Genomic DNA, 20,459 nt, shown 5'->3' on the forward strand with positions numbered 1-20,459 from the left:
ATTCAGCTCCAAAACCAGGGTGGATAGCCGTCCACATCCCCGCGCAGGTACCGAGACAGCAGCTGTGCCTGCACAAAAGGCACAAGACCAAACGGGATCCGCTCACGCAGGAAGGGATGCAGGCGTTCCTCTTTCTTGCGGCTCTGCCAGGCATCGAGAACGGTGCGCCGCCCGTCATCGCTTAGCAACACCGCGCCGCCATCCATCCAGCGGAAATCCCCTGCCCGAAGCTGGCGCCGGTTGACCAGGGACAGCGCGAGGCGATCGACAAGCGGGGCGCGCAATTCCTCCATCAGGTCCAGTGCCAGGCTGGGCCGCCCGGGACGGAGGCTGTGCAGGAAACCGACGGCCGGATCGAGGCCGACACTCTCGCAGGCGCTCCTGCAGTCATGTGTGAGAAGCGTATAAAGAAAGGACAGGAGCGCATTCATTGGATCGCGCGGCGGGCGGCGGTGGCGCCCGGTCCAACGGAACTCTTTATCCGGAGAGCGGATCAGGTGATCGAACACGGCGAAATACTGCATGGCCGCCTCGCCTTCAGACCCCATCAGGGCGTCGATCGTGCCATCGCCCAACTGCGCCCGCCGAAGGATCGCGGCCATACGCGCGGCCGCTCTCTCCAGGTCCTTGGTAGGGCCGTCGCCCATCTCCGCTCCGTAATCCCGCAGAGCGCGTCTGAGGATCGCGCGCTGGTTGGCGATCTTGCCGAGAACGAACGAGCGCGCGACCTCCAGTCCGTCGGCTCGGGCAAGCCGATACTGCGCCGTTCGCAGCAGGACATTGCCGGAGACCGGCCCTTCGATGCGCGCCTGAAAGCGTCCGACACGATCCAGCATGACGATGCTGATCCCGGCCCCGCTGCAGGCACCGATCAGCGCCGGGCTGACCAGTATAGGGCCAAACGCGACAAACGACGCCAGTATATGCAGCGGGATCCGGGCGCGTTCCTTCCCCTCGACATCGGCCACGAGGTTTTCGCCATCCTTTTTCAGCGCCGCATTCACCGTTGTGACGTAGACAGTGTTGAGCAGCTTCTTCATGGCGCGGACTCGTCCAGAATGCGGGTGATCATGCGATCCCGCCAGGCGCCGACCTGACGACCGAAGGTATCGGCGCGACACAGATCGGTTAGGGAACAGGCCCGGCAACGGGACGTCTTCTCTGTCGGCGGGGGCGTTGCGCCGGAGGCGACGATGGCGGCCAGTTCCGCCGCCGTCGCTTCGGTCAGGTCTCGCAGGTCGGCGTCGATGGGCACGACGACCCGGCGGCGGGCCGTTGCGTAGAACAAGGCCCCTTGTTCCACCCGGCAACCGGTCATCTCCTCAAGGCAGAGGGCCTGTGCGCAAAGTTGAACTTCGTCGGCCCGGTGGAGCTTCGGCTTGCCGCGCTTGAACTCGACCGGTGTCGCCACCTCGGCGCCGTCCGCGGACGTCGTGAACTCGACCAGATCGGCGATGCCGGACAGGTTCATCCGCACTGAGGCCAGCGGCAGGGAATGAACGCGCCGCACCCCGCGAATGTGCCGTCGCCCGCCCTTGTCCACGACGGCATGCTGCACGTTGCCCTCGGCCGTGAACCGGTTCTCCTGCCACAGGCGCTCGACGTGGATGAGCGCCGCCTGCCGCATGCAGTAGACTGCGTGCTGAAGCCCGGAAATCGGGATCGGCGGGGCGTCGCCCGCTGCCTGCGGGCCGGACATCACATCAGCTCGACGATCTCCACGCCGTTGGGAAGATCATCGCGGTCGAGCGTGACGACATAGTCCGAAAACTTCCGCGCCGGCGCATAGTTCCCGATCCGGTCGTCGATCTCATGCGGCTCGCCACCGATGGAGCGGTCGATCCGAACCCGTTCGAACAGCTTGTGCGCGGGCGCATTGCCGAGTGCACTTTCGTGACGGAAGACGATCAGCTTGCGGGTGGTCATCTCACCACGCGCCGCCGATCGGTCGTGCTCGAACATGTTCGTGAGTGCCTCGAAGAGCAACTCAAGGTCGCCCTCGCCGAACCCCGTCCTCTCGGCGAATTTCGCCGAGATGAACCCGTGCGCCACGTAGAGCCCGTAGGGAACGATATGCTTGCGCCCCATGGTGCGGTTGTCGGCGCGGGCGTCTTCGTCCGACCCTTCCTCTCCCTTTTTCTTCTCGGCCTCGTTGGTCGCCGCCATCCGTGTAACGGTGATCTCGACCGGCAGGATCGGTTCCACCGAGCTGGCGAATGTCATCTGCACCGGACCTTTCACCTGACCGCAGTTGATACCGGTGGACATGACCGCGCCAAAGGTGCGGACATCGAAGAAATTGGCGCACATGAAGTCGCGCAGCGCGACGGCCTCGCGGTCATCCTTCGGGTTGAGCTTCTTCACTGCGCCCGCCTTCTCGTCGTCCGGTCGCAAGGCGGTATAAGCTTGCCGGTGCTTCTCGTTCAGGATCGCCCCTTCCTCCACATAGATGTGGAAGCCGGCTTCGCCGCCCTTGGCCAATTCCACGTAGTTGCGGATCTTTCGCTTGAGGCTCACGTCCGACACGAGCCCGTGGTTGGTCTGCGGATCGAGCCGGGGCAGGTTCCCTGCATCCGGGTCTCCGTTGGGGTTGCCGTTGCTCACATCGAAGATCAGAACGAAATCGTGTCGGCGGGTCAGGGCGCTCATGCATCGGCCTCCTTGTGGGCGGATCCAGTCTCGGATTTTCGGAAGAATTCGCTGTGCTGGTGATAGTACCCCAGCCCGAACAGGGCCTGTTCGGCGGGCGAAAGAGAGGCCGGGAAGGGCTCGCCGCCCGGCGACATCCGATCGGTGATCGTGCCCACGAGCTTTTCGAGATTCACCCCCCGGCCCGGATTCTGCTTCCGCAGCTTCTGCAGGTGGTTGACCGAGCCGTTGAACAGCAACCCGAAGACCTTCTGCGGCGTGGAAGATGCCGCGCCATAGAACTTGTCGCGGATCGTGGCGTTGACGTTTCCGCCCAGTGCGGAACGCTGGATTTCCTCATGCGCGGCAAAAAGCCGGCCCAGCAGATATCCGCGGTTCGTTTCCTCGGGGTCGAGTGCCACGGGAACCTCCATTCTGAAATTTCGGACAAGTACCGCGCGCAGGATACCGGCCCGCAGCCTGTTGATCTGGCCGTCCGCGCGGATGCGCATGGACGTCGTCGACAGCAGCGTCAGCGGATAGGTTCCGCCGGTCAGGATCGCCCGGAACCACTCCCCTGCCAGCTTGGGCGGCACGTTCTCGCGTTTGCCCAGCACGGCCAGCTCCAGCATGTAGCGCCAGAGCGGCGGGAATCCGTCCCGCGGGGCGGGCTCGACTGCAATATCGGACAGGAACCTCTGGTAGTTCCGGGTCAGTGTCCCGAAACTGTCCTCCCAATGGAACCGCACCGAGAGCCGCGCCGCATTGGGGGCCAGCCCGAGCACGTGAAACCGGATGCCTTCGAGATCCGGCTCGACCTGTTCCAGCCTCTGCCCCTGCCGGATGCTCTCCAGCCGGGATCTGAGCCGAAGCGTCGCCGCGGCCTCATCGTCTGCAACGCTGTCGGAATCGACCAGTGCGGCAAAGACATTCTCCGCAGCCTCGGCCAGGGGCGCCTCGGCATCGGCCCAGAAGACGGTCGAGGCATCGGCAATCTGCACCCTGTGCGCGCTGCCCGGCTTAAGAAACTCGTTCAGCGCGGTGGTATAGGCAAAGGCCGCCCGCTCGGAGACCGGCGCATTGTCGCCCTGGCTGTGGCCATAGGAGGTGAAGGCATCGAGGTTGAAAGAGATCAGGCTCGCCCCCGACGACTGCGCTCCCCAGACCCCCTTGATCGACGGATGCAGCCGTGACACCGGCCCCGCCGAGCCGCTGACCAGGCACACCTGCGCTTCCTCGCTGCGCGAGGCGGACATCTCATTCCAGAGCGCCCGCGCGGCAGGGCGTTCGTGCAGGAACCGCTCCCGATATTCGCTTTCCACTGCAAAAACCGCATTCAGGTCCAGAAGCTCGTCAGAACATCCGCGTGCAGCGAAATCCTCCGGGTTCCAACCCTCCAGAAATCGCAGGAAAGCCAGCAGGCCCGGATCGGTCGTCCCGGCGAGCGCAAGGGTGTGGCGCTCGCGAAAGGCATCTTGCTCCTGCGCCAACCGCTTCCCGGGTCCAGCCGTCAGTCCCAGCACATAGGAAGTCTTGTCCCACAGGAAATTCGGTGCGATCCCGACCGTCCGTTTTACCGCTTGCGGCACAAGTAGCATACGCGGGCTGCGCTTGCGATCCATGTCCCGCAGATCCACCACATCGGCCACCGACCCGTCATGCCGCAACACGATCGCAAAGCCGATCTTCTCGCGCGAATAGCCAAAGGCGGGGGCATCCGGCAGCCGATCATAGGCGCGGGCGAGCGAGGCCAGGACGCTCATCGCAACACCTCGTCAGAACCGGGCGGCGGCACCTCCAGAATCCCGCTTTCCAGCCTTGCCCGGAAGAACAGCGACGGGCGGCCGGGGGCCGCATGGTCGATATCCCAGAGCATCAGCCCAAGGTCGCGCGGCGCGCCGAAGCCCAGCTCCGCGGTTTCCACCTCCGGGCTGCGGGCGGGCAACGGTTCTCCGGGTTTGACAAGCTCGAACCCGGCCGAGAATTCGCGCGTGCCAAGACAAGGCTGATTGAAGCATTGCCCCCTGGCAGCGCGACGATTGAACATGTCCAGATGCTTGCCGACCGAATCCGTCGGCCCCGCCCGCGATGTCATCTCGAACCGCGCCTCGATCACATAGGCCGGGTTGGTCAGAACACTCGCCGCACGTTGCTGCCGATCCTCATCGACCAGCAGTTGCAGCCCGGCCAGATCGCCCCGCTTCATCGCCCGGCTGATGTTGGACGCGCTGGCCTTGTGTCCCACCTCGTTGCGCCGGATGGACTGGAACCGGATCGGCTGCAGCACGTGGATCCGCTGGATGACCCACCGGATCGCCGGCTTCCAGTGGATCGCCTCCAGGATGCCGCGCGCGGCCGAGGGGGTCATGACGTCGTAGCTGACACGCTCGACCTTCAGTTCGGGTCTGGTGAAAAGGGCGTATCTGCCCCAGACATGTAATCGAATGCTCAAAAGACTCACTCACCTTTGGCCGGAATGCTATATCTCGGGCGCGGGCTAACAATGGACAGGAAGTCGCGCCTGTCGGCCTAGATCACGACATTCTCCGCCGACAAGTACTCCGCATCCTCCCAAAGCAACCCGAAATCGTCGTGATAGAGCGTCTCGTCCGTCAGCACGAAGAACTGCTCTCCCCGCAACTCGGGCGCAGCAAAATCACCATGACCACAGGCCCGAAGGCGCTCCCGGCAGGGTTCGGGCACCTGAACAATGTACCGCTGCAGTTTCCGGGCTATGGCCCCGGACGACACATCTGGCACATGCAAGCGGTTGACCTCATCACCCGCGGCCTTCGCCCTGCGAATGATCACCGGCACCAGCGGGCTATCGATCATCCGGTAAAGATCCGATATCTCCCGAAAGGCGAAGCTGGCCCCCAGTTTGGGATTGGTTGGCGAGAAACTCAGCTTCTCCGACTTCAGCAGCCCCTTGGCGTCCAGCCTGTCCGCGCCCAGCCGCCAGTACACATCCTCGAACCAGTCCGAAATCGCTTCCGTCGACAGCAGGTCACCGTGTTCTTCCGCAATCATCCGTGTTGCGGCAGCCAGCGGAACGACGGATCGCGGCATCGGATAGTCCGGGGCGAAAAACATGGTGACGACGCTGTCCTCCAGCGCCCAGCGGTCCTCTCGATTGCAGCGCCCGGCAGCCTGAACAACCGAGTCGAGCCCCGCTTCGGCCCGCCACACCCGCGGAAAACTCAGGTCTACTCCGGCCTCCACGAGGCTTGTCGCGATCACCCGGCAGGGCTCAGGCGGCTCCGAAGCCAAGCGACGGCGGATCTCGGCGAGTACGTCCTGTCGATGCGCCGGGTATTGCCGCGTTGTCAGGTGGATCACCCCCTCCAGCCCCTCGTCCTTTGCGCGACGGTACAGCGCCAGCGCATGCGCGCGGCTATTAACGATGACCAATCCCTGCCCGACCTGGGCCAAGTCCGAAAGCAGCGCCAGGTCGTCCATCTCACCGCCAAGGACGATCCTTGCCCGACGAAAACGGCGCGCCAGCGCAGGCGGGTCCGGCGCCAGTTCCCGATCCTTGAGATCCAGCCCATCCTTCATTTGTCGACTGTCGAAGGCAGGCTGTGTCGCCGTGCACAGAACGACCGTGCAGCCGTAGTGGAATGTCAGCGTCTCCAGCATCCGCAGGGTCGGGCGCAGAAGGCCGCGCGGCAGGCATTGCGCCTCGTCCAAGACAATGATGCTACCCGCGATGTTGTGCAGTTTGCGCGCGCGCGAAGGGCGGGCGGAAAACAGGCTTTCGAATAGCTGGATGTTGGTCGTCACCACGATTGGGGCGGCCCAGTCTTCCATGGCCAGTTGCAGCTTGCTCTTGCCGGTCAGTGCTCTCGGCTCGGTCTCTTCGATCGCAGAGTGGTGCTCAAGAATTGCATCGGCCCCGAATATCTCGCGAAACACCTGTGCCGTTTGGTCGATGATCGACGTATAGGGGATGGCGTAGATGATGCGGCTCGCCCCATGGGCACCGGCATGATCAAGTGCAAAGCCCATTGAGGCCAGTGTCTTGCCGCCACCGGTCGGCACGGTCAAGGTAAACAGTCCGGGTGCCCGGCTTGCCTGCGCCCGGACATGCCTCAGAATCTGCGCCCGGCGAAGGTTCAGGTCGCGGCTGTTGTCCAAAGCCGAAACCTTCCGGTCGAATGCCTTCAGCAGGTTCGGCAAAAGATCGCGAAGGCGAGGCCAATCCCTGTCGACCAGCCGGCCCTCCCCTTTTGTGTAGAAGCGTTCCGTGTCTCGGAAGTCTGCATCAACGAGACAGGAAAAGACCATCCGAGTAGCTACCGACAAGTCGAACGCCTTGTGCGGGCCAGAGCGCATCTTGCCAGCAAGCTCAGCGGGAATATGGTCGAAATCGACGTCGATCTCTGTTTCCCAAACGGGATCGAGCGTGGTGTCGAAACGTCCGATGCGTCGATCCATGCAGGAACTGGATGCATTGGTTCTGTCCGGAAGTCCCGCATGATGGCCGAGAATGCAGTAGCCAATCACCTGCGCAGCCACCGTTTCAGCTCCGCTTGCTCGCGCGTGAAGTATGGCTCCCCCTGCCGTCGAATGGTCCACTCGAACGTTGAGCCCCCGCAGCACTTGGTCGAACGCGGGATCATACTTTCCCAGATCGTGGAGAAGACCTGCGAGCCGGGCCGTCTGGACCAACCCGACCGGCGCCGCCTTCGCCGCCGCCAGTCTGGATACTTCTTCGAGATGATCTTTGAGCAACTGCCAGTCGCTACGATCACCTGCCACTCCAGAATGGGCGTACCTGCAGACCATGGCGGCTTCTCAACTACTCACTCCGCGCCACCGACAGCTAGACGAACGATGTTTCGACATCACACGGCTCAATAGTAGAACACGACGAATCGACGCGAATGTCCACCCAACGTAGCGTCGAAAATCACTTGCTTGAGCTTAACCATGAAGTGGTGCCCGGGGGCGGAATCGAACCACCGACACGAGGATTTTCAATCCACTGCTCTACCCCTGAGCTACCCGGGCACGGGAACGCTTTTCGCGTTGGGTTTGCGCCTTCTAGACGTGCGGCGTGGCATAGTCCAGAGGCTCGTGGCAAAAAATCAGTGGATATTTCGCGGGGGCGCGTCGGGGTCTGCTGGGGGCTCTTCGGGGGCTTCATCGGTGGGGATCGCGTAGCGTCCGTTCAGCCAGCGAGCGAGGTCGATGTCGGCGCAGCGCTTGGAGCAGAAGGGGCGGAACTTGGCGGCCGTCGGGGCGGCGCAGATCGGGCAAGTCATTGCAGAGCCTCCAGAATGGCCTCGTCCAGCGGAAGGCGTTCGCGTTTGCGTTGGGCCTCGAAATGGCCGAGCGGGGTCCAGCCGACCAGGGCGGTCTCGATCGGATCGGTGCGGAAGGCGCTGCGCAGGGCCTGCTCGACCTGCCGGCGGTCCTTCTTGGAGAGCGGGGCGAAGTCGATGACGATCTGTCCGCCAAGACCGCGCAGGCGCAGCAGACGGGGCAGGGCGCGGGCGGCTTCCAGGTTGGCCTTGAGCCCGGCAGCGGGAGACGTGTCCGCGCCGGTGTTCACGTCGATGGCCACCAGTGCGCGGGTCGGCTCGATGACGACGGAGCCCCCACCGGCGAGCGGAATGGAGAAGCGCAGCGCGTCGGCCAGGTCGTCGAGCACGCCGCGCGTCTCAAAACATCCCGGATCGGTGACGATCTCGTCCGGCGTGCCCCACTCGCGCCAGGCCAGCGCATGGGCATCGGGCGCGTCGAGCAGGAGTTCGGCCCCGGAGCCTTCGGCGCCGGTGATCGCCTCCGCGAGGCTGCGCATCTCGGCGATGTCCTCGACGATCTCGGTCTCGGGAGCCGACTCGGCCTCGGACCGCAGGATCAGGCCGTAGGCGCAGCCTTCCATCAGCTCTTCTGCGAGCGTGCGCAACTCGGCGCGCCGCTCTTCGTCCCGGATCTGACGTGACAGGTTCAGTCCCGGAGCGTCCGGCGTGACGATGGCGTATTTGGACTTGAAGAGCAGCTTGGGCGTGAGCGGGATGGCCTTGCCCGGTTCGGGATGGCCGGTGACCTGCACCAGCACCGGCTGGCCCGGCACCAGGCCTTTGGGCGCGCGCAGGTAGCCCTTGCCTTCGGGCAGGCGGACGAAGACGCCGCCCTGGCCCTTCATCGGCCGTTCGACGATGCCGCGGAGGATGGCGCCGGCCGGGAAGGGGGCGTCGTCGGGCGGATCGACGATCAGGTCCTGCAGCTGACCGTCGCGCACCAACGCAGCGGCGCGGCGGCCTGCGACGTGATCGAGAAAGACGCTCGTGCCCTTCATGCCGCGTGCTCGTAGAGCGGGTAGCCAGCCGCCATGAGGAGCCCGGCGGTTTCGGCCAGTGGCAGGCCGACGATGGCGGTGTAGGAGCCGCTGATCCAGGGGATGAAAGCCCCTGCCGGTCCCTGGATGGAATAGCCGCCTGCCTTGCCCTGCCAGTCGCCGGACTCCAGGTAGGCGTTTACTTCCGGGTTGCTCAGCATCTTCATGCGGACCGTGCTGACCACGTCGCGCTCCCATATCCTGTCGCCGAGCCGAACCGCCACCGCGGTCACCACCCGGTGCCGCCGCCCGGAGAGGGCGTGCAGGAAGGACGCGGCCTCCCCGGCATCTGCGGGCTTGCCATAGATCCGGCGACCGAGCGCGACGGTGGTGTCTGCGGACAGCACGATCTCGTCGGGGGCGGCCTCCACGGCGCGCGCCTTCTCGATCGCCATCCGGCGGCAATAGGGGCGAGGCTGCTCGCCCTTCGCCGGCGTCTCGTCGATCTCGGGCGGACGGATGTCGTCCGCCACGACGCCGATCTGCGCCAATAGCTCACGGCGGCGCGGGCTGCCCGAGCCGAGGATCAGCCGCATGCGCCGGCCTTACTTGAAGCGGTAGTTGATCCGACCCTTGGTCAGATCGTAGGGGGTCATCTCGACCTGGACACGGTCGCCGGCCAGAACCCGGATGCGGTTCTTCCGCATCTTGCCTGCCGTGTGCGCGATGATCTCATGGCCGTTTTCAAGCTCGACCCTGAATGTCGCGTTCGGCAGGAGTTCCTTCACGACACCGGGAAATTCGAGCATTTCTTCCTTGGCCATGGTTACTCCAGTTGTTGTTTCCGAAACCTCCCCTAGCGGGAAGTTGACGGTTAAATGCGCTCATCGTAGCGGTAAATCAAGGCCGATTCGGGGCAAGGGCCCTTTGTGCTGCTGCTTCTGCCCTCTGCCGGGCATGCGGCCAGTGCCGCAGGAGCGCCACGCCGCCACTCTCGCGCGTCAGCGCGATCGCTGCGGGATCCACATCACCGATCACCCAGCCCGGCCGGTTGAGCAGACCGGCGGCGATGATGCCGCTCGGCGGGAACGGCCGGTCGGGCGGGCCGAAGAGACCGGCGGCGCCGGTGTTCTCGTCCATGATCTCGCAGCCGGGGACCGGGCCCACGGTCTGGGAAAGCACGGTAACGCGCTGCCCTTCGAGGGCGCGGGCACGGGCGGCGATGTGCACGCGGCTGTGCCCGGTCAGCGCTTCGGTGCAGGAGGGGATCAGCAGCAGGTCGGCGGCAAGTGCCTCGGCCTGGGCGGGGAATTCGCTGTCATAGCAGATCAGCACGCCGATCCTGCCGAACTCGGTGTCGAAGGTGGTCAGCGGATCGCCCGGTTCAAGGTCGGTATTCTGCTCTTCCCAGGGGGTGAGGACCTGCTTGTCCTGCCAGCCCATGCGGCCGTCGGGCGTATGGAACGTCGTCCGGTTTACCAGCCGACCTCCGGCCCGCGTCGGCAGCGAGCCTCCGAGGATGTGCACGCGGTAGCGCCGCGCGAGGTCTGCATGCAGCGCCGCAAGGGCCGGCGCGGCGTCGGCGGCTGCCTCGCAGGCCTCTGCCGTGCCGATGACATCCGGGGCGCCGATCAGCGCCGCGTCCATGCCGCCGTATTCCGGGAAGACGAGCAGCTCGGCCCCGGCGCCTGCGGCCTCGGCCACCCAGCGTTCGAGTTTTGCGGCGAGCGCGTCCATGTCGGGCAGGCGCTCGACGGGATAGGCCGCCGTGGCGACGCGGATCTTTCGGGCAAGGGTCATAGCTTTCGGGTCCAGACCTGCAGATGTTTCGAGGTTTCGGTGTCCTGGTCCACGTCCTTCCAGCGAAAGCGGGCCATCGCGCCTGGCACTGGCGCATATCCGCGGGAGCGCCAGAACGGATCGAGCGGGCGGTAGCCGGTCGGGCGGAGCGGATGGTCGGTGGGGCGGATCACGGCGCAGAAGGCCGAGACCTTGCGGCCGAGTGTCCGGGCGTGGGCTTCGCGCAGGTCGAAGAAGCGATGGCCTATGCCACGGCCGCGATAGTCCGGCAGAAGCACGCTCTCCGCGCAGTAGAAGACGTCGCTCAGCGCCAGGCCCGCCTCGGCCATCGATGCCGCGAAGTCGTCGGCGTGGTCTTCCATCGGCGCGCCGGTCGCGGCGCCGACGAGGCGGTCGCCGTCGAAGGCCCCGACCAGAATCGCGCCGGGGCTGTCCGCATAGGTCTCGAGGTAGCGCCGCTCGTAGATGCGGTCGCCGTCGTAGAGATAGGGGAAGTCCCGGAAAACCCGGATGCGCAGGTCGGCCAGATCGTCGAGCGCGGCGAGCAAGGCCGGGCCGGTCAGCGGGCGCAGCTCCACGCTCATGCCGTGCCCTGAGAGGTCGGCGGGCCGAAGCGGTCGACCATGCGGTCGATGATCTGGTCGCGGGACTGCCGGTAGCGGGCAAGCTTGGCCTCGCGGGTCTCGCCAAGGCCGGTCGGGTCCATGATCGGCCAGTATTCCACGTCGAGGTGATAGTACCGGGTGAGTTCCAGCGCCTTGCGCTGGCTGGCCGGAGAGAGCGCGACGATCAGTTCGAACCCGCCGAGGTCGTCGCCCCAATCCTGCATCTCGTCGAAGCTGCGGGAGCGATGGCGCGACAGCTCCACGTCCATCTCCTGGCAGACCGCAATGCAGAAGCCGTCGATCTCGAGATCGTTCTTCACGCCGGCGGACTGGATGTAGAAGGAGTGGCCGTAATAGAGCTTGGCGATTCCCTCGGCCATCGGCGACCGGACGGCGTTGTGATCGCAGGTAAACAGGACGGAGGCCGGCAAGTCGCCCATCCATCAGCCCCCGAAATGCAGCAGGCAGATCAGGGTGAAAAGGCGGCGCGCGGTGTCTATGTCGACCTCGGCCTTGCCCTCCAGCCGCTCCTGCAGCACCCGGGCGCCTTCGTTGTGAATGCCGCGCCGGGCCATGTCGATCGCCTCGATCTGGCTGGGCGGCATGGTCTTCACGGCGGAGAAATAGCTCTCGCAGATCTGGAAGTAATCCTTCACGACCTGCCGGAAGGGCCCGAGCGAAAGGTGGAACTCGCCGACCTTTTGCTTGTCCTCGGTGGCGATGTCGAACACCAGCCGCCGGTCGCGGATCGCCAGCGCCAGCCGGAACGGCCCGGTGGGCGGAGGGCCGTCATCGCGCGGCGGCAGGGCGAAGCTGTTGTCCTCGAGCAGGTCGAACACGGCGACCTGACGCTCCTGCGCGATCTCCGGAGTCGGCGGGGCGAGGTGGCTGTCGTCGATCTCGATATGGCAGATGCGGGACGGGCTCATGAGGTTTCCTCGTTCAGCCGGTCGAGCCGGGCACGGACGGAGAGGCCATGCGCCTCCAGGCTCTCGGATTTCGCAAGGGTCTCGGCCGCAGGGCCGATGGCCGCGAGCGCGCCAGGGCTCATGCGCGCCAGCGTGGTGCGCTTCAGGAAATCGAGCACCGAGAGACCACTGGAGAACCGGGCGGATCGCGCCGTGGGCAGAACGTGGTTCGGTCCGCCGACATAGTCGCCGATGGCTTCGGGCGTCCACTTGCCGAGGAAGATCGCGCCGGCATGACGGATCTTCGCGGAGAGGGCGTCGGTATCGGCGACGCAGAGCTCGAGGTGTTCGGGCGCAATCCGGTCGGACAGGGCGGCGGCCTCGTCGAGATCGCGCACCGTGATGACGGCGCCGAAATCGCGCCAGCTCGGCCCCGCGATGGCGCGCCGCTCCAGCGTTTCGAGGCGTTTCTCGACCGCCTCGGCCACCGCCTGCCCGAAGGCCGCATCCGGCGTGATCAGGATCGACTGGGCGCTCTCGTCATGTTCGGCCTGGCTCAACAGGTCGACGGCGATCCAGTCGGGATCGTTGTCGGCATCGGCGATCACCAGGATCTCCGACGGGCCGGCGATCATGTCGATCCCGACCTTGCCGAAGACGCGGCGCTTGGCGGCGGCGACATAGGCATTGCCGGGGCCGGTGATCTTGTCGACCGGTGCGATGGTCTGCGTGCCGTAGGCCAGCGCCGCGATCGCCTGCGCACCGCCGATCCGGTAGACCGTATCGACCCCGGCGATGCGCGCGGCCAGCAGAACCAGCGGATTCACGACCCCATCGGGCGTGGGCACGGTGACCACGAGCCGCTCCACCCCTGCCACGCGGGCGGGGATCGCGTTCATCAGAACGGAGGAGGGGTAGGAGGCGAGCCCGCCCGGCACATAGAGCCCGGCCGCGGCGACCGGAGTCCAGCGCCAGCCGAGAACGGCGCCCTCCGGGTCGGTCCACTGCGCATCCTCGGGCATCTGGCGGACGTGATAGGCCCGGATGCGCTCGGCGGCCTGTTCGAGCGCGCGGCGCTCGGCCTCCGGAACGCGGGCGCATTCTGCGTCGATCTCCGCCTCCGAGAAGGCGAGCGTGTCCGGCGTCAGCGCGAGGCGGTCGAAGCGCTCGGTCAGTTCGGTGACGGATGCGTCGCCGCGCTTGCGTACATCGGCGATGATTGCCGCAACGGCTGCGTCCACATCCGGCGCGTCCTCGCGCTTGGTGGTCAGGAAGGCGGCGAAACGGCTTTCGAAATCGGTGTCGGCGGTATTCAGGAACTGGGGCATGGGTACTCCTCGTCGTCGACCTGATAGCCTCCACCGGCCCGGGTCTCAAGCGAGGGATGCGCGGCGCTCAGTCGCCGTGGGATGGAGCCTGGCCGGACGGCGCCACATAGGGCCGGGTGACGTCGCGAAGCGTGACATTGAGGCACTCGACGTCGAGCGCGACCGCGCCGTCGCCCGCCAGCACCAGAACGACCCGGCCGGTGCCGTCCTCGCCCGGCTCGAAAGTGAGCGCCAGGATCGACAGGACGGTGTCCTTGTCGTCGCGGTCGATGCCCTGCGTGGCCACCTTGAGCACGTCGTCGACCAGAAGCAGGCTCTGCACCCGCTCGTAGGCCCGACCCCGGCGTTCCGCTGCGTCGCGGTCTTCCCAGCGGAACCGGTTGATCAGCATGGCAAAGCGCCGGCGGCCGCTCTCCCAGGTCATTTCCGTGATCGGCAGAACCGCGTCCTGCACCATGGCGGACAGGACCTGCAGATCCTCGGCATCCGCCGCCGTCAGCGTCACCGCGCGTTCCGCGCCATCCTGGAATGTTGCGTCACTCATCTTCGCTCACCCGCTCGATATGCGCGCCCACGGCGCTCAGTTTATCCTCGACCCGCTCGTAGCCGCGGTCCAGGTGATAGACCCGGTTGACCACGGTCTCGCCCTCGGCGCCGAGCGCCGCGAGGATCAGCGAGACGCTGGCGCGCAGATCGGTCGCCATGACCTGGGCGCCCTTGAGCTTGTCGACGCCCGTCACCGTGGCGGTGCCGCCATGCACGTCGATATGCGCACCCATGCGGATCAGTTCCGGGGCGTGCATGAACCGGTTTTCGAAGATCCGCTCCTCGAGAACGCTCACGCCCTCGGCGGTGCACATCACGGCCATCATCTGCGCCTGCAGGTCGGTCGGGAAGCCCGGGAAGATCTCGGTCACGACGTTGACGGCATTCACCCGCCCGTTGCGGCGCCGCACGATCAGGCCCGTGGGGGTCTCGGTCACGTCGATGCCGCAGGCGTCCAGCTTCTCGCAGAAGGCGCCCAGCAGGTCGATGCGGCCGCCGATCAGTTCAACCTCGCCGCCCGCAATGGCCGGCGCGAGCATGTAGGTGCCGGTCTCGATCCGGTCGGCCACCACGGGGTGGGTCGCGCCGTGCAGCCGGTCGACGCCCTGAATCGTAATCGTGTCGGTGCCCTCTCCCTCGATCTCGGCGCCCATCTTGCGCAGGCACTCCACGAGATCGACGATCTCCGGCTCGCGCGCGGCGTTGCGCAAGACGGTGGTGCCCTTGGCGAGGGTGGCTGCCATCACGGTGTTCTCGGTCGCGCCCACGGAGGCGAAGCGCAACGTGATGTCCGCGCCCTTCAGTCCGCCCGACGTCTTCGCGTGCAGGTAGCCATCCTTCAGCTCGATCTCGGCGCCCATCGCCTCCAGCGCCGAGACATGAATGTCCATCGGGCGCGCGCCGATCGAGCAGCCGCCGGGAAGGGACACGACAGCATGGCCATGGCGGGCGAGCAGGGGGCCCAGCACGAGGTTGGAGGCGCGCATCTTGCGGACGATGTCGTAGTCGGCGACGTGGTTGTCGGCGTCGTGGCTCGACATCGCGATCACCTTGCCTTCCTGCATCGTCTGCACTTCGGCGCCAAGCGAGCGCAGCAGCGTGGTCATGGTGCGGATATCGGACAGCCGCGGCGCATTGGTAAGCGTCAGCGGCTCCTCGCTCAGCAGGGTTGCCGGCATCAGCGTCAGGCAGGCGTTCTTCGCCCCCGAAATGCTGATCTTTCCGTTCAGCGGGCCGTTCCCGCGTACAACGATCTTATCCATCCTGCCCTGTCTCCCGCCCCGAGTTCGGCCTGTTGTTCTGTTTCGTGACAGCGCCGGAATCCGCCTCCGCTTCGGGTTGCGACGAGGTGTCCTGAGCCGCCGTCTCCTGTCCGGATCCGGTGGCGCGCACACGCGCCTGCGCCTTGCGACGTTGCAGATTGGCCTTCAATGCCTGTTTCAAACGCTGGTCCCGATCCGTGCGGGGCCCCGACGTTCCGCTCTTGCTGCCCATGGGGCGCAAATACGCGAGCACACCAGTCAGGTCCAGCCTCCTGTCGGCCCTCGGCGGTCTTATCCCGCGCATTTCGCGAGAATCTGCTTGCGCTCCCCGTCTCGCCCTGTATATCCCCGCCCACGCTTCGGCGCCGCAGTAGCTCAGTGGTAGAGCGCACCCTTGGTAAGGGTGAGGTCGGGAGTTCAATCCTCCCCTGCGGCACCATAAAATTCATATAGTTAAGACTTGAGCGCCGCGCCGCCGGGGTTGGCTATATCCCACCGGTATCCCACGAGCTCGATCTGATTTGGGCAATATCTCGTCTTCGGAAATGGTCAATTGCCCCCCACCCCGGGGCCAAGGAGACCCCGGGCGGCGGCAGAGGCCGAGCCATACACAGCCGACCCCTCCAAAATTTTTTCGAATTTTTTTCGACGGCGCGGCAACCCCTAGCCCGATGCGCGGCAACGGAACTCAGTCGTCGCCCGCTCCCAGAACGCCAAACATCCTTCCTCCGGATCAAGCGACCCAACAGCGTCTCTGCCTCCGTCTTGTCGGGCAGCCGTAGGACCGGAAAGAGCGGATTGCAGAGACTTTCAGCGTTGCGGTTAGGTAAGGGGTGCCGTCGCGCCAACTCCTAGCCACAAACCGCTCCTGTGTCCTCCAAGGGAGCGCCGACACACCGCAGTGCTGATCCCGCCAGGCAGTCAAGGTTCCGGTCCTTAGGCGGAAGGAAATTGCAGCTTCAGTACCGCCCGAACCGGCGACGACGACAAGTAGGCCTCCTAGGCGGGTACTTTGCCGACTTTGGAGACATCTGACCGTTTTGATCAGATGTCGGCTTCCTCAGAACGGCACACGAATCCGACCATCGCACCCAAGGTCCGAAGTGGGTAAGGAAATCCGGCGTCACCGTTGACCAAAGGTCATGCTATGCTGTCATCCATTCATTCGACGCATTCGCAGGAGTTATTATGTTCGGCATCGAGGTCGTCAGCAGCAAGACAGCACTCGCGATAGTGGCGGCCATTGGCTACGCGCTGGCGACGCTGTTGATGAAGCTGACAGCGGAAAGCGCCACCCTCCTGCTCATCGCCGCCATTGGCGTCGTTCTGGCCGTCACTGTAACCTCCGAGATTTTCCTTCTACGGCAGGTGGACCTGGGCATGGCCTACATCGCGATCATCGCAACCGAGACGCTTTTGGTTCTGGGCATAACGTTCATCATCGGCGAACCATTGACACCGAAAGAAATGATCGGAGGCGCTCTGGTGATCACTGGCGCAGCGATGGTCAGCTTTTAGTATTGTGCCATGAAGTCGGCAGCTTTGCCGACATGGCGGTCATCTGATGGTTTTCGCCGGATGTCAGTAACCTGACATCTAGCTGTCGGTCGGCACTCTCACTACGCGTCGCCTCTTGCGATAACGGATGTCCCGGCTGGACTACCTCAATCCAAACCGAATTCTGTGATATGCTTGCGAAGTGAAGAAAGAAGGGAGGCATCGATGACGAAGGTTCTGAGGTGCGGAAATCTAATGCCGGGTTGCGACTACGAAGCGCGCGGTGAGACGGAGGAAGACATCCTGAAAGCCGCGGCGGCACATGCGAAGGAAGTCCACGGCCTGGACGTCACGCCTGAACTGGTCGAGCAGGTAAAGGGTCAAATCGAGGAAGAGTAGCGCGACGCGAAGCGTGCCGATCCCGACCGCTCGTTGGCTCGTCGACTGCTTCGCCGACGTTGCGGATGAATGACTGAATGGCTCGGATGTCCGCTCTTTCGTTCTCGCTCATCGATCCGGCGAAAAGATCGTCGGCTCTAGTTCTGCGACGCACGGAGTATGATTGCATCCCATCCGAACCGCCCGTTGCCTTCCCCGTCGTCAGAGACGCTCAGATCCAGAACATGCTGCCCAGCTTCCAGTTTCCCGAGCTTGAGATCGTAAGCACCAAACTCGGAGTGTTCGTATGTCCGTGGCTCCATCATGGATTTGGTCACCAGTACCACTTCGCCGTCGTCCAGTTGCACAGCGATGGTTTCTGCCCCCGCCCGAACCAACCTTAGTGTCACGTCATCTTGCGCTTTTCCGAGGCTGAATGAAATCTGGGCGTGTTCGACAGCGGTGTCATGCCATTCCCCCCTCCCGGATGCCGCATGAAGGTGGGAGGGAAACGGCTTCGAGTGACAATCCAAACCAATAGAACAGGCGTGAATGTCCACTTCGCCCCAGCCTGTCCCACGATAGCCGGATCTGCTGTTGTCTTCCTTGCCCAATGTGAAAATGACACCATTGGTGTCTGGACCTACAACTGGAAGATCTGCGGCCAAAGTCCCGTTCGAGCACACGACAACTGAAAAGATCGTGGCGGTAATCTGGAAGAAGATCGACATGTGCATATCCGCCCCCTTTCGATGGATGTACCAGCTGACCACCGATGGAATTCTACCTTCGCCAGTTCAGTCCCGAAATGATCGGCGTCAAAGGGAGACAAGGCGAACACAGCCCAGAGCCCACCGAATGACGGCTTGCGCATTCAACTGACCATCGCGTCAGTTTGGGCGCTCGTCGTGACAAACCCGGCAGCTAGGCCGACCATGGAGACATCTGAGTAAAATGACCAGATGACCGCTCTGAATTCTGACCTTTCTCCGTGTTGCCAAGCTAGTTGTGGTTCGCTTCGACCCGCTGCAACGCTTCTAGAGTCGCATCGGACGCGATATCGGCAGAAAGACCGGCGCTCACGAGCCATGCGGCGTGTGCCCCCACGACGCGTAGCGGGAATTTCGAAATGCCAAGCGCCTTGCAGATATAGAAACGGTGGTTGCCGGACCCAGACTTGTGGAGCGTGCCATCGGGGCCGACCAGTGCAGTGGATTCATAGCCAGTGAAATCTGGTTTGAAGCCATAGTCTAAGATGCTCGAGACGAGGTCACGCGCGTATCCCTGTAGGAATGCCACGATATCGTCCTCACACAGCATCTCGATTTCTTTGTGCCGAGCGATGCCATCCTTTTTGAGTTCGTCCATGAGCATCTCGTACCACAGCGTTTCTCGCACATTGCCAGAATGGTGAACAAACTCAGCAATCCGCTGGTAACGCTTCGTCGAAATGATTGCAGTCGGTGATCCAAAGGAGTTGGCTGGGATGCAAAACGGTTCGCGATGCTTGAACCATGGACGGGCGAGATCTGAAACGGAGGGATGCAAATACTTTCTCAACTGCCGGATCTTGCGCTTTCCCACAGGCCACTTGGTCCCGATGGTGGTGTCGATCCGGGAAGGATCGATCCAGAGAACGGCCTTTTCTCCTGCATATCGGGCGAAGGCTTTCTGAGTCGTCATTCAAGCCGAGACCTCGCGGTCCAAATCGAGGTGAAATTCGAAGAGCGAGAGTAGTACGCCAAAACGGACATTGTCTAGAACAGCCCAGCGTCCGCTCAGCGCAGGAAGCTGTCGCAGCCAGCACGCATGCTTCGACTGTGCTGCTTCCAAGCTGACCTACTTCCAAACGTGAAGTCGGCTCGCAGAAGGGTCAGTTGATCTGCTTGCGTCGCGTCGATACCGGTCGGTTGTTGCAGCCGAAGCAATCAGCTGGGGCACTGCAACGTTCGCATTCGTTTTGTCGTGGGCAGGCCGGCAGCTCTGCCCAGCATTGCCTGGTCGGCGTATGATCGTTCTTGGCCAACAAGGGGCCGACCCGCCTCAAAGCGGTGGGGCCACATTTGGGCGAATTACGGCGTCTTCCCGCACGCTGGGGTAGTCAAGGGGCTGATCGGTAGACATCGCGTCACAATCCGATATTTGGGCGGGTAGGCAGCGAACGGATTGCAGTGAGAGGGTCATTTGACCCCTTCGGCCCTTCAGTTCAGGTCGTTCGCCTTCTTCGCGTTCAGAAGTTCGGGCAGCACGCCCTCTGCCCGCATCGTTTCGTACACAGACCTCATCACCAGACCCAAGTGCACGCCCGTTGGCGCTTGGTTATCGTTCGCAAGTGCGTGGCTGCCGTAGGCCCGGACGATGGCCGTTTCCGCTAGCTGGACCTGAACCTTCGGCTCCAGCCATCCACCGGGCCCCCACGCGGTGTCGTCGTCTAGCAGCTCACGCATCCGCTCCACGCCTGCGACGCCGTTCTGGCGGATCGCCTCGCGTACCTGCGGGTCAATGCGAGGGCGTCCGCTCGGGTTGCCGCTCTGCCCCTTCACCCATGTCATCCGAAGCGCCTCCAATTTGGTTGCAATTTGATAGCACAGCTAGGTGGGCGTGGTCTAACGCAACGGCGCTGGAAGACTGGCTCGTCCCAGAACCTGACAATGACGCGCCGACGGCACCGCCTGCTCGACCAGCAGCACTGTCAATCGAGATCGATTTCGCCATCCGTGGCGTTGAACAGGTTCGTCAGGAAGAACAGCGCGCCGAGCACCAGGGCGACAGCGATGTCGATAAGGGCAGGGCGGTGCCTGCGGGCTTCCTTGGGCATGTTGGTGTCGGGAGCGGACATTGCGTTCCTCCTGGCTGTGATCTCGTGGTTCGGCGGGACAACGTGAGAGACGGGACAGGGCTTCCGCGCGGAAGCCGGAGAGGCTTCGCGGCTTGTCGGGCTGCGCGCAGACATTAAAGTGTCATAATGTGATGGTCTGTAAGACGACCGGTGGGGATGTGTACGTGAGAGAGGACGTAACAATGGCGATTATCGTAGGAGGCGTGGACACAGGGGTGCTGGCCGAGGAACTGAAGGATTTCCTTGCGTCTTCCCTGCCAACCTCGCTCGACGGTGTGACCGAAAACCTCGACGACTGGATCGACAGGAACGAAGAACGCCTGGAGACCTGGCTCGACAACCTGATGGAACACCTCGGCGATTGGGTCGACCGGACGTCGGA

At 64.0% G+C, this 20,459-nt stretch carries 24 protein-coding genes and 2 tRNA genes; 4 read left to right on the plus strand and 22 right to left on the minus strand.

Going from position 1 to position 20,459, the window contains the following annotated elements:
* Positions 1-2 precede the first annotated feature (2 nt).
* From cas1c to murA, 18 genes are all read right to left on the minus strand, one after another.
* Positions 3-1,040 carry a type I-C CRISPR-associated endonuclease Cas1c gene (gene cas1c / locus CHB86_RS23105; RefSeq protein ID WP_089235480.1) on the minus strand — a complete coding sequence of 346 codons (1,038 nt, stop codon included), beginning with the start codon at positions 1,038-1,040 and terminating at the stop codon, positions 3-5.
* Entirely contained in the window at positions 1,037-1,699 is a 663-nt protein-coding gene (cas4, locus tag CHB86_RS23110) for a CRISPR-associated protein Cas4 (protein ID WP_089235481.1), read from the minus strand. Before cas4 ends, cas1c begins: the two co-directional genes overlap by 4 nt.
* Complete coding sequence (gene cas7c, locus CHB86_RS23115) at positions 1,699-2,649, minus strand: type I-C CRISPR-associated protein Cas7/Csd2 (RefSeq protein ID WP_089235482.1); 951 nt, start codon at positions 2,647-2,649, stop codon at positions 1,699-1,701. Before cas7c ends, cas4 begins: the two co-directional genes overlap by 1 nt.
* A complete protein-coding gene (gene cas8c / locus CHB86_RS23120) occupies positions 2,646-4,391 on the minus strand; it encodes a type I-C CRISPR-associated protein Cas8c/Csd1 (RefSeq protein WP_089235483.1) in 1,746 nt (581 codons plus the stop codon). Before cas8c ends, cas7c begins: the two co-directional genes overlap by 4 nt.
* A complete protein-coding gene (gene cas5c / locus CHB86_RS23125; protein WP_217898366.1) occupies positions 4,388-5,089 on the minus strand; it encodes a type I-C CRISPR-associated protein Cas5c in 702 nt (233 codons plus the stop codon). The genes cas8c and cas5c overlap by 4 nt, the downstream gene beginning before the upstream one ends.
* A 68-nt stretch (positions 5,090-5,157) precedes the next feature.
* Positions 5,158-7,362, minus strand: coding sequence for a CRISPR-associated helicase Cas3' (cas3, locus tag CHB86_RS23130; protein WP_245838325.1), 2,205 nt, complete (start codon positions 7,360-7,362; stop codon positions 5,158-5,160).
* Between the two features lie 204 nt (positions 7,363-7,566).
* Positions 7,567-7,641, minus strand: a tRNA-Phe gene (locus CHB86_RS23135).
* A 77-nt stretch (positions 7,642-7,718) separates the two neighbouring features.
* Entirely contained in the window at positions 7,719-7,895 is a 177-nt protein-coding gene (locus CHB86_RS23140) for a DNA gyrase inhibitor YacG (protein ID WP_089235486.1), read from the minus strand.
* On the minus strand, positions 7,892-8,935 hold the full coding sequence (locus CHB86_RS23145) for a ribonuclease E/G (RefSeq protein WP_089235487.1): 1,044 nt from the start codon (positions 8,933-8,935) through the stop codon (positions 7,892-7,894). The genes CHB86_RS23140 and CHB86_RS23145 overlap by 4 nt, the downstream gene beginning before the upstream one ends.
* A complete protein-coding gene (locus tag CHB86_RS23150; protein ID WP_089235488.1) occupies positions 8,932-9,510 on the minus strand; it encodes a Maf family protein in 579 nt (192 codons plus the stop codon). Before CHB86_RS23150 ends, CHB86_RS23145 begins: the two co-directional genes overlap by 4 nt.
* A gap of 9 nt (positions 9,511-9,519) precedes the next feature.
* The gene (infA, locus tag CHB86_RS23155) at positions 9,520-9,738 is read right to left on the minus strand and encodes a translation initiation factor IF-1 (protein ID WP_037209844.1); all 219 of its coding nucleotides are present in this window, start codon (positions 9,736-9,738) and stop codon (positions 9,520-9,522) included.
* Between the two features lie 76 nt (positions 9,739-9,814).
* Positions 9,815-10,714: a nitrilase-related carbon-nitrogen hydrolase gene (locus tag CHB86_RS23160; RefSeq protein WP_089235489.1), complete on the minus strand. Its 900-nt coding sequence runs from the start codon at positions 10,712-10,714 to the stop codon at positions 9,815-9,817.
* Positions 10,711-11,298: a GNAT family N-acetyltransferase gene (locus tag CHB86_RS23165; protein WP_089235490.1), complete on the minus strand. Its 588-nt coding sequence runs from the start codon at positions 11,296-11,298 to the stop codon at positions 10,711-10,713. The genes CHB86_RS23160 and CHB86_RS23165 overlap by 4 nt, the downstream gene beginning before the upstream one ends.
* Complete coding sequence (locus CHB86_RS23170; protein WP_089235491.1) at positions 11,295-11,759, minus strand: arsenate-mycothiol transferase ArsC; 465 nt, start codon at positions 11,757-11,759, stop codon at positions 11,295-11,297. Before CHB86_RS23170 ends, CHB86_RS23165 begins: the two co-directional genes overlap by 4 nt.
* A 3-nt stretch (positions 11,760-11,762) precedes the next feature.
* Positions 11,763-12,248: a UPF0262 family protein gene (locus tag CHB86_RS23175; protein ID WP_089235492.1), complete on the minus strand. Its 486-nt coding sequence runs from the start codon at positions 12,246-12,248 to the stop codon at positions 11,763-11,765.
* Positions 12,245-13,555 carry a histidinol dehydrogenase gene (hisD, locus tag CHB86_RS23180; RefSeq protein ID WP_089235493.1) on the minus strand — a complete coding sequence of 437 codons (1,311 nt, stop codon included), beginning with the start codon at positions 13,553-13,555 and terminating at the stop codon, positions 12,245-12,247. The genes CHB86_RS23175 and hisD overlap by 4 nt, the downstream gene beginning before the upstream one ends.
* A 67-nt stretch (positions 13,556-13,622) precedes the next feature.
* On the minus strand, positions 13,623-14,099 hold the full coding sequence (locus CHB86_RS23185) for a DUF2948 family protein (RefSeq protein WP_089235494.1): 477 nt from the start codon (positions 14,097-14,099) through the stop codon (positions 13,623-13,625).
* Positions 14,092-15,363, minus strand: coding sequence for a UDP-N-acetylglucosamine 1-carboxyvinyltransferase (murA, locus tag CHB86_RS23190; RefSeq protein ID WP_089235495.1), 1,272 nt, complete (start codon positions 15,361-15,363; stop codon positions 14,092-14,094). The genes CHB86_RS23185 and murA overlap by 8 nt, the downstream gene beginning before the upstream one ends.
* A 364-nt stretch (positions 15,364-15,727) precedes the next feature.
* Between murA and CHB86_RS23200 the strand changes: the two genes are divergently transcribed.
* From CHB86_RS23200 to CHB86_RS23210, 3 genes are all read left to right on the plus strand, one after another.
* Positions 15,728-15,802, plus strand: a tRNA-Thr gene (locus CHB86_RS23200).
* 749 nt (positions 15,803-16,551) lie between these two features.
* Positions 16,552-16,881, plus strand: coding sequence for a hypothetical protein (locus CHB86_RS23205; protein ID WP_089235497.1), 330 nt, complete (start codon positions 16,552-16,554; stop codon positions 16,879-16,881).
* Positions 16,882-17,085: 204 nt separating this feature from the next.
* On the plus strand, positions 17,086-17,259 hold the full coding sequence (locus tag CHB86_RS23210) for a DUF1059 domain-containing protein (RefSeq protein ID WP_089235498.1): 174 nt from the start codon (positions 17,086-17,088) through the stop codon (positions 17,257-17,259).
* A gap of 137 nt (positions 17,260-17,396) precedes the next feature.
* Here CHB86_RS23210 and CHB86_RS23215 read toward each other — a convergent pair whose 3' ends face one another.
* The 4 genes from CHB86_RS23215 to CHB86_RS24795 form a co-directional block, all read right to left on the minus strand.
* Positions 17,397-17,969, minus strand: coding sequence for a hypothetical protein (locus tag CHB86_RS23215; RefSeq protein WP_141134981.1), 573 nt, complete (start codon positions 17,967-17,969; stop codon positions 17,397-17,399).
* A gap of 271 nt (positions 17,970-18,240) precedes the next feature.
* Positions 18,241-18,921 (minus strand): hypothetical protein, encoded by a 681-nt coding sequence (locus tag CHB86_RS24385; RefSeq protein WP_141134982.1) that lies wholly within the window; start codon positions 18,919-18,921, stop codon positions 18,241-18,243.
* A 518-nt stretch (positions 18,922-19,439) separates the two neighbouring features.
* On the minus strand, positions 19,440-19,790 hold the full coding sequence (locus tag CHB86_RS23225; protein ID WP_089235501.1) for a hypothetical protein: 351 nt from the start codon (positions 19,788-19,790) through the stop codon (positions 19,440-19,442).
* A gap of 140 nt (positions 19,791-19,930) precedes the next feature.
* Positions 19,931-20,077 carry a hypothetical protein gene (locus CHB86_RS24795; RefSeq protein WP_176442996.1) on the minus strand — a complete coding sequence of 49 codons (147 nt, stop codon included), beginning with the start codon at positions 20,075-20,077 and terminating at the stop codon, positions 19,931-19,933.
* Between the two features lie 182 nt (positions 20,078-20,259).
* Between CHB86_RS24795 and CHB86_RS24390 the strand changes: the two genes are divergently transcribed.
* Positions 20,260-20,459: hypothetical protein (locus CHB86_RS24390; RefSeq protein WP_141134983.1), on the plus strand; the 200-nt coding region annotated here is incomplete at its 3' end.

Origin of the sequence: Tropicimonas sediminicola, assembly GCF_900188335.1 — a bacterium.
In the GTDB taxonomy this organism is placed as follows: Bacteria; Pseudomonadota; Alphaproteobacteria; order Rhodobacterales; family Rhodobacteraceae; genus Tropicimonas; species Tropicimonas sediminicola.